The organism is Janthinobacterium sp. BJB446 (genome assembly GCF_002735655.1).
GTDB lineage: Bacteria > Pseudomonadota > Gammaproteobacteria > Burkholderiales > Burkholderiaceae_D > Janthinobacterium > Janthinobacterium lividum.
The window spans coordinates 1,490,758-1,504,879 of sequence record NZ_PDZK01000001.1 but is presented as its reverse complement, the minus strand read 5'-3'; the positions used below and the strand labels follow the sequence as shown (position 1 = coordinate 1,504,879).

The 14,122-nt window shown below is 67.5% G+C and carries 10 protein-coding genes; 9 read left to right on the top strand and 1 reads right to left on the bottom strand.

The features are described from left to right. The first annotated feature begins 8 nt into the window (after positions 1 to 8). Genes wecB through CSQ92_RS06545 form a run of 9 tightly spaced genes read left to right on the top strand, consistent with a single transcriptional unit; the run spans position 9 to position 12,828 of the window. Positions 9 to 1,169: a non-hydrolyzing UDP-N-acetylglucosamine 2-epimerase gene (gene wecB / locus CSQ92_RS06585; RefSeq protein ID WP_099393598.1), complete on the top strand. Its 1,161-nt coding sequence runs from the start codon at positions 9 to 11 to the stop codon at positions 1,167 to 1,169. Further along, positions 1,166 to 2,017: an XrtA system polysaccharide deacetylase gene (locus CSQ92_RS06580; RefSeq protein WP_099393597.1), complete on the top strand. Its 852-nt coding sequence runs from the start codon at positions 1,166 to 1,168 to the stop codon at positions 2,015 to 2,017. The genes wecB and CSQ92_RS06580 overlap by 4 nt, the downstream gene beginning before the upstream one ends. Beyond that, a complete protein-coding gene (locus CSQ92_RS06575) occupies positions 2,017 to 3,108 on the top strand; it encodes a FemAB family XrtA/PEP-CTERM system-associated protein (RefSeq protein WP_099394605.1) in 1,092 nt (363 codons plus the stop codon). Before CSQ92_RS06580 ends, CSQ92_RS06575 begins: the two co-directional genes overlap by 1 nt. 15 nt (positions 3,109 to 3,123) lie before the next feature. Then, a complete protein-coding gene (locus CSQ92_RS06570) occupies positions 3,124 to 4,419 on the top strand; it encodes a TIGR03087 family PEP-CTERM/XrtA system glycosyltransferase (protein WP_257219137.1) in 1,296 nt (431 codons plus the stop codon). Then, on the top strand, positions 4,416 to 5,990 hold the full coding sequence (gene xrtA / locus CSQ92_RS06565) for an exosortase A (RefSeq protein WP_099393596.1): 1,575 nt from the start codon (positions 4,416 to 4,418) through the stop codon (positions 5,988 to 5,990). The genes CSQ92_RS06570 and xrtA overlap by 4 nt, the downstream gene beginning before the upstream one ends. Continuing rightward, entirely contained in the window at positions 5,980 to 7,182 is a 1,203-nt protein-coding gene (locus CSQ92_RS06560) for a TIGR03088 family PEP-CTERM/XrtA system glycosyltransferase (RefSeq protein ID WP_099393595.1), read from the top strand. Before xrtA ends, CSQ92_RS06560 begins: the two co-directional genes overlap by 11 nt. A 10-nt stretch (positions 7,183 to 7,192) precedes the next feature. Further along, positions 7,193 to 9,154: an XrtA/PEP-CTERM system amidotransferase gene (locus CSQ92_RS06555; RefSeq protein ID WP_099393594.1), complete on the top strand. Its 1,962-nt coding sequence runs from the start codon at positions 7,193 to 7,195 to the stop codon at positions 9,152 to 9,154. Between the two features lie 3 nt (positions 9,155 to 9,157). Next, complete coding sequence (locus CSQ92_RS06550; RefSeq protein ID WP_099393593.1) at positions 9,158 to 10,396, top strand: TIGR04063 family PEP-CTERM/XrtA system glycosyltransferase; 1,239 nt, start codon at positions 9,158 to 9,160, stop codon at positions 10,394 to 10,396. Beyond that, a complete protein-coding gene (locus tag CSQ92_RS06545; RefSeq protein ID WP_099393592.1) occupies positions 10,393 to 12,828 on the top strand; it encodes a glycosyltransferase in 2,436 nt (811 codons plus the stop codon). The genes CSQ92_RS06550 and CSQ92_RS06545 overlap by 4 nt, the downstream gene beginning before the upstream one ends. Positions 12,829 to 12,987: 159 nt before the next feature. Here the strand turns inward: CSQ92_RS06545 and CSQ92_RS06540 are convergent, their stop codons facing one another. Then, positions 12,988 to 14,085, bottom strand: coding sequence for a serine hydrolase domain-containing protein (locus CSQ92_RS06540; protein ID WP_218964041.1), 1,098 nt, complete (start codon positions 14,083 to 14,085; stop codon positions 12,988 to 12,990). Positions 14,086 to 14,122: the final 37 nt, after the last annotated feature.

Below are 14,122 nucleotides of genomic sequence, written 5' to 3'. Positions count from 1 at the left end.
GCCGCAGCATGTCCGACCCGTCTCTTGTGTCCGCCGCGCCGGCGCACCTGCTGTGCGTGGTGGCCGCGCGCCCCAACCTGATGAAGATGGCGCCCATCCTGGCGGCCCTGGCCCGCCAGGCGCCTGCCGTGCGCGTGACCTTGCTGCATACGGGCCAGCACTACGACACGGCCATGAATGGGCAGCTGTTTATCGACCTGGACCTGCGTCCGCCCGACATCAGCCTCGACGTCGGCTCCGGCAACCACGCGCAGCAGACGGCCGAGATCATGCGCCGCTTCGATGCCGTGCTCGATGCGCAGCCGTCGCTGGCGCCCCATGCCGTGCTGGTGGTGGGCGACGTCAATTCCACCCTGGCGTGCGCGCTGGTGGCGGCCAAGCGCGGCACGCCCGTGATCCACGTCGAGGCGGGCCTGCGCAGCGGCGACCGGCGCATGCCCGAGGAAATCAACCGCGTGCTGACGGACCAGTTATCAAGCCTGCTGCTGACCAGCGAGGAAGGCGCGCGCGCCAACCTGCTGCGCGAAGGCATCGCCCCCGAACGCATCCATTTTGCGGGCAACGTCATGATCGACAGCCTGCGGCAGCAATTGCCGCGCGCAGTCAAGCCCGCCGCCACCCTGCGCGCCCACGGCCACGCCTGCCCGCCCGCGTATGGCCTGCTGACCCTGCACCGGCCGTCGAACGTGGATGAGCCGCGGCAACTGGAAGCGTTGCTGCAGGCGCTGGGGCAACTGTCAACCCGGCTGCCGCTGCTGTTCCCCATCCACCCGCGCACCCTGGCCGGCTTGCGTCTGGCGGGCCTGGAGCCACTGCTGGCGCGGCAGGCCATCATCTGCCTGCCGCCGCTGGGCTACCTGGAAATGCTGGGCCTGATGCAGGAGGCGCGCCTGGTGCTGACGGATTCGGGCGGCATCCAGGAAGAAAGCACGGCCCTGGGCGTGCCCTGCCTGACCCTGCGCGACAGCACGGAGCGGCCCGTCACCGTCAGCGATGGCACGAACACCCTGGCAGGCACGCAGCCGGCCGCCATCCTGGCGCTGGCGCAAGGCATCCTGGACACGGGCGGCAAGCGGGGCCGCATTCCGCCCCTGTGGGATGGCCACGCGGCCGAGCGCATCGCCGCCGTTATCGCGCCCTGGCTGGCGGCGCGCCGGGGGCCGCCATGACGCCGCCGGCGATGCTGCGCAATGCGCTGACCATCGACGTGGAAGACTATTTCCAGGTATCCGCCTTTGCACCGCACATCGCGCGCGCCGACTGGCCCCACATGGAATGCCGGGTCGAGGCGAATATCGAGCGCATCCTGCAGTTGCTGGACGCGCGGCGCATCCACGCCACCTTTTTTACCCTGGGCTGGATCGCCGAGCGCTATCCGGCCATGCTGCGCCGCGTGGCCGCCGCCGGGCATGAAGTGGCCAGCCACGGCTATGCGCACCTGCGCGCCTGCGACCAGTCGGCCGCGCAGTTTGCCGAGGATGTGCGCCACAGCAAGACTATCCTCGAGCAATTGACGGGGCTGGCCGTGCATGGCTACCGGGCGCCCAGCTTTTCCATCGGCGCGGCCAACCTGTGGGCTTTCGATGTGCTGCAGGCAGCGGGCTACCGCTACAGTTCCAGCATCTACCCGATCCGCCACGACCATTACGGCATGCCCGATGCTCCCCGCTTCGCCTGGCGCCCGCGCGGGCCGCACGGCATGCTGGAACTGCCCGTCAGCACCGTGCGCCTGCGCGGGCGCAACCTGCCGGCCGGCGGCGGCGGCTACTTTCGATTGATGCCATATGCACTGTCGCGCTGGCTTTTGCGACGCATCAATTCGCGCGACGGGCAAGCTGGCATATTCTATTTTCATCCTTGGGAACTCGATCCCGGCCAGCCGCGCCCGACGGGCCTGAGTGCCAGGACGCGCTTTCGCCACTACCTGAACCTGGGGCGCATGGAAGCGCGGCTGGAACGCCTGACGCGCGATTTCGCCTGGGACCGCATGGACCGTATTTTTCTGGAAAGCACATGATGCACGAGGCCAGCCTTGCCCCCGACCCGGTACAGTCCAGCACCGCCATCGCCGTGCGCTCCCTGCAGGGGCACGAACATGGGCGCTGGGATGCCTTTGTCGACACGTGCCCGGAAGCGACCTTCTTTCACCGCGCCGGCTGGCAAACCATCATGCAGCAAGGGTTTAACCACGACAGCTATTTTTTGTACGCGGAAAAGGACGGGCGCATCGCCGCCGTGCTGCCGCTGGCCCATCTGCGCAGCCGTTTGTTCGGCTCCTCGCTCGTCTCGCTGCCGTTTTGCGTGTACGGCGGCATCGCCGGCGGCAGCGCGGCCGTGCGCCGGGCCCTCGACAGCGCCGCGCAGGCGCTGGCCCGGCGCCTCGGCGTGGGGCAACTGGAATACCGCTGGCGCGAAGTGGAGCAAAACGCGTCGGAAAATGCGGACTCTTCCTGGCTGCAAAAACCCTTGTACGCGACCTTCCGCCGCCCCCTGCATGCCGACGCGGAACAGAACCTGCTGGCCATTCCCCGCAAGCAGCGCGCCGTCGTGCGCAAGGCCATGACGGGCGGGCTGCACAGCGCCATCGACTATGACCTCAACCATTTCTACCCGGTCTACGCGGCCAGCGTGCACCGGCTGGGCACGCCCGTCTTCGCGCGCCGCCATTTTGCCCTGCTGCGCACGGTGTTTGGCAGCGATTGCGAAGTCCTCACCGTGTACCACGGCCAGCAGGCGCAAGCCAGCGTGCTGCTGTTCTATTTCCGCGATGAAGTGTTGCCCTATTATGGCGGCGGCAGCGTGCTGGCGCGCAGCACGGGCGCCAACGACTTCATGTACTGGGAGGCGATGCGCCGCGCCAGCGCGCGTGGCTACCGCCTGTTCGATTTCGGCCGCAGCAAGCTGGGCACCGGAGCATACGATTTCAAGAAGAACTGGGGTTTTACGCCGCAGCCGCTGTCGTATGCCTACAAGCTCGTGCGCGCGAAGTCCTTGCCGGACGTCAATCCCCTGAATCCGAAATACGCGCTGTTCATCCGCGCCTGGCGCCGCCTGCCGCTACCGCTGGCCAACCTGCTGGGGCCGCACATCGTGCGGCAACTGGGCTAAGCGACGGGACCCGCCATGCGTGAACTCTTATTCCTCGCCCACCGCCTGCCGTATCCGCCCAATAAGGGCGACAAGATACGTTCGTGGCACATGCTGCAATACCTGAGCCGGCATTTTCGCGTGCACCTGGGCTGCTTCATCGACGATGAAGACGACTGGCAGCATGCGAAAACCGTGGCCGCCCTGTGCGCGAGCACGCGCTTCATCGCCTTACGGCGCGGCACCGCCCGCTGGCGCGCCATGCAGGCGCTGCTGTCGCGTCAGGCCATGAGCGTGCAGTACTACCGCGATGCGCGCCTGCTGCAATGGGTCGATGGCTTGCTGTCGGACGGCAAGGTGCGCCACGCGCTGGCCTTTTCCGGGCCCATGGCGCAATACATCGACGGCAGCGCGGGCCGCGCCCTGCACCGCGTGATCGATTTCGTCGATGTCGATTCCGACAAATGGCGCCAGTACGGCGACAGCAAGCCCTGGCCCATGTCGCAGCTGTACCGGCGCGAAGCGCATCTGCTGCTGCAGTACGAGCGCCATATCGCCCAGCAATTCACCGCCGCCAGCTTCGTCTCGGCGGCCGAAGCGGCCCTGTTCCGCCAGTGCGCACCGATGGCGCGGCGCAAGACTGGATACGTCAATAACGGTGTCGACACGGCGTATTTCACGCCCATGCCGGCCCAGACTGGCGTGTATCCACCGGGGGTGCAGGCGCTGGTGTTTACGGGCGCCATGGATTACTGGCCGAACGTCGACGCCGTGCAATGGTTCGTGCGCCACGTCTGGCCCGCCCTGCGGCGCCAGTTCCCCCAGTTGCAGTTCTATATCGTCGGCAGCGCGCCCGTGCCCGCCGTGACGGCGCTGGCGAAGGTAGCTGGCGTGGTGGTGACGGGCAAGGTGCCCGACATCCGGCCCTACCTGGCCGGCGCAGCCTTGGCCGTGGCCCCCCTGCGCATCGCCCGCGGCGTGCAAAACAAGGTACTGGAAGCGATGGCGATGGGCAAGATCGTACTGGCCACGCCGCAGGCGCTCGAAGGCATCGCCGCCCAGCCGGGCCTGGAACTGCTGCTGGCGCGCGACGATGCCGAATTCATCCACCATGCCGCGCGCGTGCTGCGCCATGCCCAGGATGGCGCGGCCGAAGGCAGCGGCGCGGCCATCGGCGCGGCGGCCCGCCAGCTGGTGCTACAGGATTACGACTGGGAACGCAACCTGCGCGGCCTGGGTGCCATGCTGGGTGTATCGGCCGAGGCCGGTACGGATACGCCTGCCAGCGGCGCCGCCGCGCCTTTGCTGCCCGTGCGGGAGCCATCCACATGAGTCTGCAACTCGACCAGCTGGCCCGCTTGCCGGATGCTGCCGTCTGGCCGCACGGCCAGGACCGGCAGCAAGCGCTGATGCTCCTGCTGCTGGCCCTGGCCGCAGTCGTGCTGCTGTACCACGCCACCTTCTGGTCGATGGTGGAACTGTGGTCCCGCTCGCAAACCTTCGCGCACGGCTTCCTGATCGTGCCCATCAGTTGCTGGCTGGCCTGGCGCCAGCGCGCCCGCCTGGCCGCGCTGGCGCCCCAGCCGTCGCGGCAGGGCTTGCTGTTGCTGGGCGCGCTGGGCCTGGCCTGGCTGCTGGCGGACGCCGCCAACGTGCCCGTGGTGGAACAGTATGCGGCCACCGCCATGCTGCCTGCCTGCGTGCTGGCCATCCTCGGCTGGCCGGCCGTGCGCCTGCTGGCGTTTCCACTCGCGTATCTGTTCCTCGCCGTGCCGTTTGGCGAAGTTTTCCTCGATCCCCTGATCGACTTCACGGCCGCCTTTACCGTCACCGCGCTGCAATGGACGGGCGTGCCTGTGTTTCGCGACGGCAGCAGTTTTTCATTGCCCACAGGGAACTGGTCAGTGGTGGAAGCGTGCAGCGGCTTGCGCTACCTGATCGCCGCGCTGGCCCTGGGCGCCCTGTTCGCGCATGTCAACTTCCGCAGCACGCGGCGGCGCCTGGCCGTCATGGCCGCCGCGCTGCTCGTGCCCATCCTCGCCAATGGCGTGCGCGCCTACCTGATCGTGATGCTGGGCCACCTGAGCAACATGCGCCTGGCCGTGGGCGTCGACCACCTGATCTATGGCTGGCTGTTCTTCGGCCTGGTGGCGTTGCTGCTGTTCTGGCTGGCCGCGCGCTGGCGCGAATTGCCGCTGGCGCGCGCCGTGCCGCCCGCCCGGCCCGGCACCAACATCGCTGCGGCCAGCCCGCGCGCCGCCGTGCGCGCCAGCATCGCCTGCCTGCTGCTGGCGGCCCTGTGGCCGGCATTGGCGCTGGCCAGCCACCGCGACGACAATGCCAGGCTGCCCGCCATCGTGCTGGCCTTGCCCGATCCGCCCGCCTGGCGCCGCCTGCACGCTGCGGCAGCGCCGTGGCAGGCGCCATATGCGGGCGCGCCCGCGCTGTTTGCCGCCACGTATGCGCGCCAGGACGGCGACGACGCGCCCGTGGGGCTGCAACTGCACTGGTATGCGCGCCAGGCGCGCGATGCCGAACTGCTGACGCATCTATCCTCGCCATACGGCGCGCGCTGGACGCCATTGGCGCGGCGCGTGCAGCACGTCAACCTGGCCAGCGGCTCCATGGGCGTGCGCGAAAGCGTGCTGGCCCACGGCGGCGAGCGCCTGCTGGTGTGGCGCGTGTACCGCCAGGGCGGCATGATGACGGCCAGGCCGGTGCTGGTAAAACTGCTGCTGGCGCAAGCCAAGCTGCTGGGCAGGCGCCAGGATGGCGCCGACATCATCGTCTTTGCCGTCTACGACGAGCTGGCGCCGCCACCGCGCGCGCACCTGCAAGCCTTCTTGCGGGCAGCCCTGCCCGTCATCGAACAACGCTTGCAGGAGTTGCCGCATGGCCCTTGACCTCGTTAGCGGCGGCACGCAGGCGGCCAGCGCCGCCCCCCTGATCGTGCACGTGATCCACCAGCTCGACGTGGGCGGGCTGGAAAACGGCCTCGTCAACCTGATCAACCATCTACCGCCGGAACGCTACCGGCACGCCATCGTCTGCATGAAGAATGCCACCGCGTTTCGCCAGCGCCTGACCACCCCCGGGGTCGACGTCATCAGCCTGGACAAGCGCGAAGGCAAGGACTGGCGCCATTACCTGCACCTGTACCGCGTGCTGAAACAGCTGCACCCGGCACTCGTGCACACGCGCAACCTGGGCTGCCTCGAAGCGCAATTGCTGGCCTGCCTGGCCGGCGTTCGCCTGCGCGTGCATGGCGAACACGGGCGCGACATGAGCGACTTGCACGGCACCCGCCGCAAATACCGGCTGCTGCGCAAATGCATGCTGCCGCTGGTGCAGCACTTCATCGCCGTCAGCGCCGACCTGGGGCAATGGCTGGTCGATGCCATCGGCGCGGCGCCCGCGCAGGTGTCGCACATCGGCAATGGCGTCGACAGCGTGCAATTCCATCCGCGTCTGGGCCCCCCGGCCGCCGTGGGTCCGCCCGGCTTCCTGTGCAATGGCGCCTTCGTCATCGGCAGCGTGGGCCGCATGGCGGCCGTCAAGGATCACGCCTCGCTGGTGCACGCCTTCATGCTGTTGCTGGCGCAGCCGGGCGCCCGCGCGCGCCTGCGCCTGATCATCGTCGGCGACGGACCGTGCCGCCAGGCTTGCCTGGATCTGCTGCAGCAGGCCGGCGTGGCCCATCTTGCCTGGCTGCCCGGCGCGCGCGACGACGTGGCGCAGCTGCTGCGCGCCATGGACCTGTTCGTGCTGCCATCTCTGGCCGAAGGCAGCTCGAACACCATCCTCGAAGCGATGGCGACGGGGCTGCCCGTCGTCGCCACGCAAGTGGGCGGCAATGCGGAACTGGTGCAGTCGGGCTGGAGCGGCACCCTGGTGCCGCCCGGGTCGCCCGAGATGCTGGCCGACGCCATGCTCGACTATTACAGCATGCCCGAACTGGGCCCGCGCCATGGCGCGCGCGGGCGGCGCCAGGTGCTGGCCGAGCACAGCCTGCCGGCCATGGCCGGCGCCTACCTGGCCGTGTACGACCGCCTGACGGGCGCGCGCCAGCCCTCCCCCCTATCCACCATTCCCTGAAAGGCCTCCCATGTGCGGCATCAGCGGCATCTTTGATTTGCAGGGCCAGCGCGACATCGACGTGCTGCTGCTGGCGCGCATGAACCACAGCCTGCGCCACCGGGGGCCGGACGAAGGGGGCTTGCACCGCGAGCCGGGACTGGGTCTGGCGCACCGGCGCCTGTCCGTGATCGACCTGGCCAGCGGCCAGCAGCCGCTGTTCAACGCCGACCGCAGCATCGCCATCGTCTTCAATGGCGAAATCTATAACTATCGCAGCCTGATGGCGGAACTGCGCCAGTTCGGCCACCCCTTCCGCACCAGCAGCGACACGGAAGTCATCGTCCACGCCTGGGAGCAATGGGGCGAGCAATGCGTGCAGCGCCTGCGCGGCATGTTCGCCTTCGCCCTGTGGGACCGCCGCCGCCACCTGCTGTTCCTGGCGCGCGACCGCCTGGGCGTCAAACCCCTGTACTACGGCGAGGCGCAGGACGGCACCCTGCTGTTCGGCTCCGAACTGAAAGCCCTGCTCGCGCATCCGGCCATGCCGCGCGCGCTCGACCCGCTGGCCGTGGAAGAGTATTTCGCGTACGGCTACGTGCCCGAACCGCGCAGCATCTTCCGGCACGCGCGCAAGCTGCCGCCCGGGCATACGCTGTCGATTCGCGCCGGCCAGCCGCTGCCCGAACCGCAATCGTACTGGGACATCCCGTTCACGCCGAATCCGCCCGCCAGCGAGGCGCAGGCCGCCGACGAATTGCTGGCGCGCCTGCGCGAAGCCGTGCGCATCCGCATGGTGGCCGAAGTACCGCTGGGGGCCTTCCTGTCCGGCGGCGTCGATTCGAGCGCCGTGGTGGCGCTGATGGCCGGGGCCAGCGCCACGCCCGTCAACACCTGTTCCATCTCGTTCGGCGACCCGGCGTACAACGAAGCGCGCTACGCCGACCTGGTGGCGCGCCGCTACGCCACGGCGCACCACGCGCGCCAGGTCGAGCAGGACGACTTCGAGCTGATCGACCTGCTGGCCAATTTGTACGACGAACCGTTCGCCGACAGTTCCGCCATGCCCACCTACCGCGTCTGCCAGCTGGCGCGCCAGCGGGTCACGGTGGCCCTGTCGGGCGATGGCGGCGATGAAAGCCTGGCCGGCTACCGCCGCTACCGCCTGCACACGCGCGAGGAAAAAGTGCGCAAGGCGATGGACCCGCTGCTGCCGGCCGGCTTGCGCCAGTCGCTGTTCGGCACCCTGGGGCGGTGGTACCCGAAGGCCGACTGGGCGCCCCGCTTCCTGCGCGCCAAGACCACCTTCGAAGGCCTGGCGCGCGACACGACGGATGCGTATTTTCACGGCGTCAGCCTGCTGGGCGATGCCATGCGCGCGCGCCTGTTCAGCCCCGAGCTGCGGCGCGGCCTGCACGGCTACCGCGCCGTGGAAGTGCTGCGCCGCCACGCGCTGGCCAGTCCCGCGCAGGATCCGCTGTCGCAGGTGCAGTACCTGGACTTGAAAACCTACCTGCCCGGAGACATCCTGACGAAAGTCGACCGGGCCAGCATGGCGCATGCGCTGGAAGTGCGCTCGCCCCTGCTCGACCATGAACTGGTGGCGTGGATGTCCGGCTTGCCGCCGCAGTTCAAGCTGCGGCGCGGCGAAGGCAAGTACCTGCTGAAAAAAGCCCTGCGCCCGCTGCTGCCCGACGCCCTGCTGTACCGCCAGAAGATGGGCTTTTCCGTGCCGCTGGCCGACTGGCTGCGCGGCCCGTTGCGCCAGCGCCTGCACCAACGGCTGCTCGGTCCCACCCTGACGCAATGCGGCCTGTTCGACATGGACTACGTGCGCCTGCTGCTGGAGCAGCACGCGAGCGGACGGCGCGACTACAGCGCGCCCCTGTGGGCGCTGCTGATGTTCGAAGCGTTCCTGCGCCAGGTTGCAACGGGGTCAGACCCAACGCATCTGATCCCAGCCGTCCCTGTAGCCGCCGCCGTCCCAGGTTAATCCATGCGCATCCTGCACATCCTCGACCACTCGCTGCCCCTGCACAGCGGCTACACCTTCCGCACGCTGGCCATCCTGCGGCAGCAGCGTGCGCTGGGCTGGCACACCATGCAGCTCACCAGTGCCAAGCAGGGACCGTCCGAAGGCGCGCAGCAGCTGGTCGACGGCTGGCATTTCTACCGCACGGCGCCCGATGCGCGCTGGTGGGCGCGCCTGCCCGTGCTGCGGCAAGCGGCCGTCATCATCGGCCTGGCCGTGCGCCTGCGCCGGCTGGCGCAGCGGATCAAGCCCGACATCCTGCATGCGCATTCGCCGGCCCTGAACGCCATCGCGGCCCTCAACGCGGGCCGCGCGCTGGGCATCCCCGTCGTGTATGAAGTGCGCGCTTTCTGGGAAGACGCGGCCGCCGACCATGGCAGCAGCCGGCCCGGCGGCCTGCGCTACCGGCTCACGCGCGCACTGGAAACCTACGCGCTGCGCCGCGCCGATGCCGTCACCACCATCTGCGACGGCTTGCGGCGCGAGCTGTGCGCGCGCGGCGTGCCCGCACATAAAATCACCGTGATTCCGAACGCCGTCGATGCGGGCGCCTTCAGCGTCACGGCGTCCGGCGACCTGTGGCTGGCGCATAAACTGGGCCTGCATGGCCATCTGGTTCTCGGCTTCATCGGCTCGTTCTACGCCTACGAAGGACTGGCCCTGCTGCTGCGCGCCATGCCGCGCCTGCTGGCGGCGCAGCCGGCATTGCGGCTGCTGCTGGCCGGCGGCGGGCCGCAGGAAGCGGCGCTGCAGGCGCTGGCGGCCCAATTGGGCATAGCCCACGCGGTGGTCTTCGCGGGCAGAGTGCCGCATGCGCAGGTGGCCGCCTATTATCAGCTGGTCGACATCTGCGTGTATCCGCGCCTGCCCATGCGCCTGACGGAGCTGGTGACGCCCTTGAAACCGCTCGAAGCGATGGCCCAGGGCCGCCTGGTGGTGGCGTCCGACGTGGGCGGCCACCGCGAACTGGTCGAGCATGGCAAGACGGGCATGCTGTTTCGCGCCGGCGACGCCGAGGCGCTGGCGCAAGCCATACTGGCTTTGCTGCTGGCGCCCGCCAGCTGGCCCGCGCTGCGGCGCCAGGCGCGCGCCTTCGTCGAGACGGAGCGCAGCTGGGGCGCCAGCGTGGGCCGCTATGCGCCCGTGTATGCGCGCGTGGCGGCGGCCCGCATGGCGGTGAATGCGGCCGGAGTCATGCCATGATCTTCACGGGCCTGCGCATCGCGCTGGTCGGCCCGCTGCCGCCGCCGGCCGGCGGCATGGCGAATCAGACGGCGCAACTGGCGCGCAAGCTGCGCGAAGATGGCGCGCAAGTGCAGCTGCTGGCCGTCAACGGCCCCGCGCTGCCGCCCTGGCTGGCGCGCATCCGCTACCTGCGCGCCGCGCTGCGCCTGCCCCTGCTGCTGTGGCGCCTGTGGCGCACGGCCAATACGGTCGACCTGTTCCACATCATGGCCAATTCCGGCTGGTCCTGGCATTTGCAGGCAGCGCCCGCGCTGTGGATCGCCAGCCTGAAAGGCAAGCCTGCCCTGCTCAATTACCGGGGCGGCGAAGCGGCCGCCTTCTTCGCCCGCTCGCCGCGCCTGGTGGCGTTCAGCCTGCGCCGCGCCAGCGCCATCGTCGTGCCCTCGGCCTACCTGGCCGGCATCTTCGAGCAATATGGCCATACGGCCCACATCGTGCCGAACGTGGTGGACTTGCAGCGCTTTGCGCCGGCTGCGCCACGTGCGCCGTCCGGGGACGGCCCGTGCATCCTCGTGGCGCGGCACCTGGAAAGCCTGTACGACAACGCCAGCGCCGTGCGCGCCTTCGCCATCGTGCGCGAGGCTTTTCCCGCGGCGCGCTTGGTATTGGCCGGCGGCGGGCCGCAGCGCGCGGCGCTGGCGCGTCTGGCCAGCTCCCTCGGCGTGAAGGATGCCGTGCGCTTTGCCGGCCCCGTCGACAATGCCGCCATGCCCGCGCTGTACCAGGCCAGCGACATCGTCCTCAATCCCAGCCTGGCCGACAACATGCCCAATTCCGTGCTCGAAGCGCTGGCCTGCGGCGTGCCCGTCGTCAGCACCAACGTGGGCGGCATCCCCGCCCTGCTGCAGGATGGCGTGACGGCGCTGCTGGTGCCGCCCGGCGAGCCGCCGGCCATGGCGCAGGCCATCCTGGCGCTGCTGCGCGACCCGCCGCGCGCGCGGCAGCAAGTGCAGGCGGGCCTGGCGCACGCCGCCGCCTTCGGCTGGCCCGGCATCGCGCCCAGGCTGGCCGCGCACTACCGCCGCATCCGCGCCGCGCCGCGCCCCGGCGCCTACACGCGCTGCGTCGCCCGCTGGCTGTTTCCCCTGCATGAATGGTGCAAGGGCCACCACAGCGCGCGCCTGCTGCGCCGGCTGGAACGCTCGCAATGGTGGAGCGCGCAGCAGCTGGAAGCGTGGCAGCTGGCGCGCCTGCGCGCGCTGCTGCGCCACGCGGCCGATCACGTGCCGCATTACCGGGCGCTGTTCGCCCGCAGCGGTTTCGATCCCGGCCAGGTCAGGCAACTGAGCGATCTGTCGCGCCTGCCGCTGCTGCGCAAGGGCGATATCGCCGCCGCGCGCGACAGCTTCAAGTCGGCCCGCGCCGTGGGCTTGCGGCCGTTCGCCACGGGCGGCTCCAGCGGCGAGCCGCTGCAGTTTTTCCTGGGACGGCGCAGGGTCAGCCACGACATCGCCGCCAAGTGGCGCGCCACGCGCTGGTGGGGCGTCGACATCGGCGACCGTGAAGCAGTGCTGTGGGGTTCGCCCATCGAGCTGCATGCCCAAGACCGCGTGCGCCGCCTGCGCGACGCGCTGCTGCGCACCACCCTGCTGCCCGCGTTTGCCATGTCGCCCGCGCGCCTCGATGGCTATGTCAGGCAGTTGCGCCGCTGGCGTCCGCGCATGCTGTTCGGCTATCCGTCGGCCCTGTGCCGCATCGCCAGCCACGCCAGCGCGCGCGACCTGCCGCTCGACGGCCTGGGCGTGAAAGTGGCGTTCGTCACGGCCGAACGCCTGTACGACGAGCAGCGCGCGCAGATCGCCGCCGCCTTCGCCTGTCCCGTGGCCAATGGCTACGGCGGGCGCGACGCGGGCTTCATCGCCCACGAATGCCCGGACGGCGGCATGCACATCACGGCCGAAGACATCATCGTGGAAATCCTTGATGGCCACGGCCAGCCGCTGCCGCCAGGGGCCACGGGCGAAATCGTCGTCACCCACCTGGCCACGCAGGATTACCCCTTCATCCGCTACGCCACGGGCGACGTGGGCGCGCTGGGTGCAGAACCGTGCGCCTGCGGCCGCGGCCTGCCCCTGCTGCAGAGAATCGAAGGCCGCAGCACGGATTTCCTCACGGCGGTCGATGGCACCGTCATGCACGGCCTGGCCCTCGTCTACATCGTGCGCGAACTGCCGCAAGTGCGCAGCTTCAAGATCATCCAGGAAAGCCTGCTGCGCACGCGCGTGCTGCTGGTCTGCCTGCCGCGCCTGGATGACGCCACCCGGGCCGCCATCGTTACCGGCTTCCAGGCCAGGCTGGGCGCGCAAGTGGACATCGCCATCGAGGAAGTCGACGAGATTGCGGCGGAGGCGTCGGGGAAGTACCGCTATGTACTCAGCAAAGTCGCCTAGCCAGGCCACCTGCAGCGACGCAGGAGCGACATTTGCCGGATACGCGTGCGCCTGGAACTCTGTTGCCGCGCACGCGGCCTGGCACGTTTTAATCTGGCGGGCCGTGCTTGCAAATCCACGCCAGGCGACTTGCGAAACGGCCGTTCTACCTGGCCCCGGCTATCGTAAAAGATTGCTATTCATTACTATTTCTCTTATTTTTATTTCAAAATAGTAATGAAGGCCGCTATCCTCGCTATATTGATTTTCCAGCACAACCACATCGACGTCTTTTTCAGGAAAATACACTTTAATCGATGCAAATCCCAAGCCTTTTCCCGAGTGGCCTATATATTTGACGGGCGTTGTATCGCTCACATAAACGCCGTAACCATAACCGTTTTTCCCGTCGCCGAAAGCGACATGCTGGCTGGATATATCATAACTCTTCATCAGCTGATAAGTTTCCGGTTTTAACAATCTGCCCCGATGCAGATTTTCATCCCAGATCATCAAATCTTTTGCATTTGAAACAATGCCGCCGGCCGGGATGAAGCCGATCCAGTTTTTTCCCTGCACGGGATGCGCCTTCAGCGCGAATACATTTTTCGTATTCACATATCCATTGATGACGTCATTGTTTTTATCTTCCTCATAGCAAAAACTGTTTTTCATCCCCAACTCTTTGAACAAGTCATTTGCTGCCTCGATATACGTTTTCCCGCTGACTTTTTCAAAAATCTGACCCAGCATGGTATACGTCGTCACGCCATACAGAAAATCCGTCCCGGGCTTGAAACTCAGCGGCTGGTCGATTTCAGTGATTCCCGCCGAAAAGTTGAGCAATTGATGCACGGTCACTTGATCGGCCCAGGCTTGCGGCAAATCGGGCAAGTATCGTCTTACAGGACTGTGCAAGTCTATCTTGCCTTTTTCAACTTCCCTTAAAATCAATACAGCCGTCATTTGCTTGCTGTTCGACATGATCCTGAAATTATCGTCCAGCCTTAACGGTATATTGTTCTCAAAATCCGCATAGCCATGGGCTTTCGAGTATTTTGTTTTTCCATTTTTCGTGATGAGAATGACGCCATTAAAACTTCTTGGACTGGTCGCCTGTACCAGCTTGTCAATCCTGGCGGAGTAATCATCGGCCTTTTCCGCATGGGCATGATCGCCAGCCTGGGCATGCACGAAAGCGGATGCCATCAGCAAGAAAGAAAACGCCACTGTTTTTAATGGCAGCAGCGCCTTGTTGTCCGTATCGGGATTTTTCATGGGAAATTGTCGGTTCGTTGTTTATTTCCAGGGAAAC

What these genes read in the sequence shown, in the direction of transcription:
- wecB (WP_099393598.1), top strand. Translation starts at nt 9, where the DNA reads ATGTCCGACCCGTCTCTTGTGTCCGCCGCGCCGGCGCACCTGCTGTGC.
- CSQ92_RS06580 (WP_099393597.1), top strand. Translation starts at nt 1,166, where the DNA reads ATGACGCCGCCGGCGATGCTGCGCAATGCGCTGACCATCGACGTGGAA.
- CSQ92_RS06575 (WP_099394605.1), top strand. Translation starts at nt 2,017, where the DNA reads ATGCACGAGGCCAGCCTTGCCCCCGACCCGGTACAGTCCAGCACCGCC.
- CSQ92_RS06570 (WP_257219137.1), top strand. Translation starts at nt 3,124, where the DNA reads ATGCGTGAACTCTTATTCCTCGCCCACCGCCTGCCGTATCCGCCCAAT.
- xrtA (WP_099393596.1), top strand. Translation starts at nt 4,416, where the DNA reads ATGAGTCTGCAACTCGACCAGCTGGCCCGCTTGCCGGATGCTGCCGTC.
- CSQ92_RS06560 (WP_099393595.1), top strand. Translation starts at nt 5,980, where the DNA reads ATGGCCCTTGACCTCGTTAGCGGCGGCACGCAGGCGGCCAGCGCCGCC.
- CSQ92_RS06555 (WP_099393594.1), top strand. Translation starts at nt 7,193, where the DNA reads ATGTGCGGCATCAGCGGCATCTTTGATTTGCAGGGCCAGCGCGACATC.
- CSQ92_RS06550 (WP_099393593.1), top strand. Translation starts at nt 9,158, where the DNA reads ATGCGCATCCTGCACATCCTCGACCACTCGCTGCCCCTGCACAGCGGC.
- CSQ92_RS06545 (WP_099393592.1), top strand. Translation starts at nt 10,393, where the DNA reads ATGATCTTCACGGGCCTGCGCATCGCGCTGGTCGGCCCGCTGCCGCCG.
- CSQ92_RS06540 (WP_218964041.1), bottom strand. Translation starts at nt 14,085, where the DNA reads ATGAAAAATCCCGATACGGACAACAAGGCGCTGCTGCCATTAAAAACA.